Genomic DNA, 3,579 nt, shown 5'->3' on the forward strand with positions numbered 1-3,579 from the left:
GGATTTGTTCCCGCTTTACCTCGCGCCAGCCCAAATTTTCCTGGAAAACTGTAACGATACATCAGTTCCGGCAAAAATACCATGCTGGGCAGATCCATCACATTGGCACCCATACCGTGAGCGGCAAAAACTACCACATTAGCGTTTTCTGGTGCCTTGCTGACAATATCGCCGATCGCATTATCTATAGCTTCAAATATTTCCAGCAGAGCATCACCTTTGTACTGAGATCCCACAGATTCATAGAGAGGATGATCCGTCGTCGGACTCAAATGCCACAGATAATGTCCCGCCGAATGAGTTTCCCCAAAAATAGTCAAAAATAAATCCCAGTCCTCCCGTTGCAGTAGATCCTGACAAATCTCCGCACGCCTTTTAATACCGACTTCCATATCTTTCTTGAGACGGATGAGAGCTTCCACATCCAGCGTGTTGGCATTATCTTTGTTGAGCGTAGGATGTTCGCCGTACTTGCCAATCAGCTCGCCTAAGAGTTCCGGCGGTTGAGAATGGCTGGGAGTTAGAGGAGAGTGCGCTCCCCAAGCTAAAACCTGTATACCGTTGGCTTCCTGAGCAAGGGTAGATTGAGGCATATCGAAGACCGCTACCCGGTACTTTTCCCCCAAGGCATAGAATGGTGGGAACTCCCCAAAATCGTAGGCGTTAACTTCTTCGACATCATAGCTGCCTTCGCGAAGTTTCACCGGTGCCCAATACCCTGTTTTTTCCGGCGAACAACCGGTGAGAAAAGTTGTCCAGGGAGTTTCTGCCCTGTAGTAATCGAAGGTGTCTAAATGGGTATATGCTCCCTGTTCCCGCAAGCGACGCAGATTTTTGAGATGCCCCTGAGACATCCAGTATTCGATCGTCACTGGGTCTGCTGCGTCCAATCCAATAGCAATAACCGGGCGTTTCATAGTTCTACTGAAGAAAGATCTCGACTGGAATTGTTACTTTTGTGATGTTAGGCGTAAACATTTTGTCATCTAGGCCAGTTTGCTACTAAGTATTCTTTGGTAAGTTACGTAAGTAGTAGCCAGCTTGAGTAAGTAAATCTTCGGTAATAATAACTAACACCCAGAAAATATGGCTATCGCTTATAAGTGCCTTTACTGAATCTTTATATTGAGTGGTGTTTTTTACTGAAGTTGTTAAGTTGCGATGAAGCAACTGACTTAATTTAGGTACGTGAAATTTTGGCGGTAACTTACAGGTATAGTGTCAGATCAACTCGCTTTCCCACTATAAATAACGAAAAGCTGGATACACCTGAATACTGTTCGGTTACGTATGATACGTAATATGGGATTAACCGTAGCCTAAAAAATAACTCCTACAGCTAAGCCGTAGGAGTCTCAAAACCCAGAAAAACTTCTGCTTTTGTCTGTTTAGCGCCCCGGAAGCAAGTTTTTGAAGTTACGAGGCCCTTTATAGCCGGTTAGGTCGGCAAGTTTATTCAAATCTTGTACGCCTTCATAGAATTGACCGTTAATTTCCCAAGTTGGATAACCTTTAATACCGGCAGATTGGCACAGCTGTGGCCGAGGGTTTTTGCCTTTGGGGTCGCACTCAACATAATCTAATTCAGCAGCAGCTTCCTTACCAAACAATTCTTTTTGCTCGTGGCAGTGAGGACACCAGTAAGCTCCGTACTCTTTTGCGCCTGCTTCTTTGAGATAACGCGCTAAAGCGATTTCTGCTGGGCCAGAAGTGTTTTTAATTGGAAAACCAACTTGTCCGCCACCATCGGCGGTAACGTCCCCACTTCCAGCAGGTGCCTTGGCGCTGGCATAAACGCCTAGCGTACCAATTAGTGCTATCATCCCCACCACAATGCCGATAAAAAACAGTTGGCCTAAGTCTTCCCAAGTGTGGCCTAAGAGGATAATTACAAATAGAGCAATTGAGAATATCGTTGAGGCCAGACAGTACAGACAAAAAGCCTTGATCTCAAAAGCCATTAAATAAAAGAGATAGCCGCTAAAAAACAGCATAGCGGTTCCACCCGCAAATAGCCCCAGCCATGTCCATTTTTCTACCTGAGAGCGCAGACCTTTCTGTTCTTGCGGATTGAGCGGCAGGGGGGCTATTGCCAGAGCGCCCATCCCAGCGTAGGCTAGGAACCCAAACACAGATAGGGGAATGCCAAAAACTTTGGCATACTCGCTCCGCAGGACAGCTTCGCAGTTAATCGCACCAGATGTGGGGCACAAAGCTTCTTTAACTACTCCCCACTCAACCAAAGTTAAATAGGTTGTGTCTAAGATACCTAAAACGGCGATCGCTGCAATCAGGATACGAGACCAGCGATGAATCCAAGGGGTTGAACGTCGGCGAGTCATAAAATTATCAACTTTTGCTATCTCATCTACATCTGGCTGTTACTTTGCCAAGGATCGCAATTCCATTTTGACTCATGCTGCCCCAAGCCAGCCGATGCGAGTTATTTCTGTGAATGCAGTTTAACCGAGGTGGAAGGCTGCGGCTGAGATTTAAGCGATATACTCCTTCGCGCTGCTTCCACAAATTGGCTGACGCGAATCGGATCGATCGGCTGGTCCCGGCGTCCGTGTCGCTTCAGCGAACTGGAAACGATCGCGCCATCAGCTGCCTGCATCAGGGTAGAAATATTTTCCCAATTGGCTCCGCTACCGATAAACACCGGCGTTCCGTTTGCTGCCGCTCTTGCCAGTTCCAGATCTTCTAAACTGGGAGGGCTGCCTGTGGCCCAACCTGACAAAATTACCGCATCGGCTAAACCCCGCTCGATCGTATCTTGCACCGCTACCGTAAGATTGGGAGAACCGAGAGGCCGTGCGTGCTTTACCAATACATCTGCCAATATTTTGATATCGCTGCCTAACTCACGCCGATACCGCAGCAGTTGATGTGCCTGTCCTTCAATCAATCCTTGGTCGGTGGCCATCACCCCGGTCAGGACGTTGACCCGGATAAACTGAGCTCTCACACAAGATGCGATCGCCATACTACTGCGAGCGTCGTTACGTAAAACGTTGATTCCGATCGGCACCGTTATCAAATTCATCAGTCGATCGACGATCAGCGTCATGGCACTCACCACCGCTGGGTCTACCTGGCCGTTTGTAAACGGCGCATCGAAAAAGTTCTCTACCATAATGCCATCTACGCCTCCAGAAGCTAAGGCCGTTGCCTCTTGCTCGGCGCGATCGATCGCAGCTTTTAGGCTACCCCCCCAGCGGGCCGATGTGGGTAGCGGCAATAAATGAACGACTCCAATAATAGGATGCAGCGTTTTGAAAATCTGTTTTAAGTCCACCTGATTTACTATTCCGACTCACCGGCAAAGTCAGTCTACCCTTTTCACCACATTCGAGTACTTTCGTCAACTATTTACTCAAATTTATCTACCAAATCAAAATGGCAGAAATTCGGTGCAGGAGGGCGACTCAAGGAACCTGCGCTCTAAGTAGATTCCTTTTACCGATCTTAACAGGGTTGATGTCCTTCCCACTCCAAGCCCTCCTGGAATATATCTTTCCCTCTGGCATCACAATTGCACTGAAGGAGTGGGGGAGTGGGGGAGTGGGAGAGTGGGGG

Annotated in this window: 3 protein-coding genes; all 3 read right to left on the reverse strand. The window is 47.9% G+C overall.

Annotated features, from left to right (window positions below):
- On the reverse strand, positions 1-917 hold a 917-nt coding region (locus H6S82_RS24180; protein WP_191056831.1), incomplete at its 3' end, for an alkaline phosphatase family protein.
- A gap of 471 nt (positions 918-1,388) precedes the next feature.
- Positions 1,389-2,342 (reverse strand): vitamin K epoxide reductase family protein, encoded by a 954-nt coding sequence (locus H6S82_RS24185; RefSeq protein ID WP_190468473.1) that lies wholly within the window; start codon positions 2,340-2,342, stop codon positions 1,389-1,391.
- 101 nt (positions 2,343-2,443) lie between these two features.
- Positions 2,444-3,298, reverse strand: coding sequence for a photosystem I biogenesis protein BtpA (gene btpA / locus H6S82_RS24190; protein WP_190468475.1), 855 nt, complete (start codon positions 3,296-3,298; stop codon positions 2,444-2,446).
- Positions 3,299-3,579 lie beyond the last annotated feature (281 nt).

The sequence above is a fragment of the Planktothrix sp. FACHB-1355 genome (assembly GCF_014748295.1).
GTDB lineage: Bacteria > Cyanobacteriota > Cyanobacteriia > Cyanobacteriales > Aerosakkonemataceae > Aerosakkonema > Aerosakkonema funiforme_A.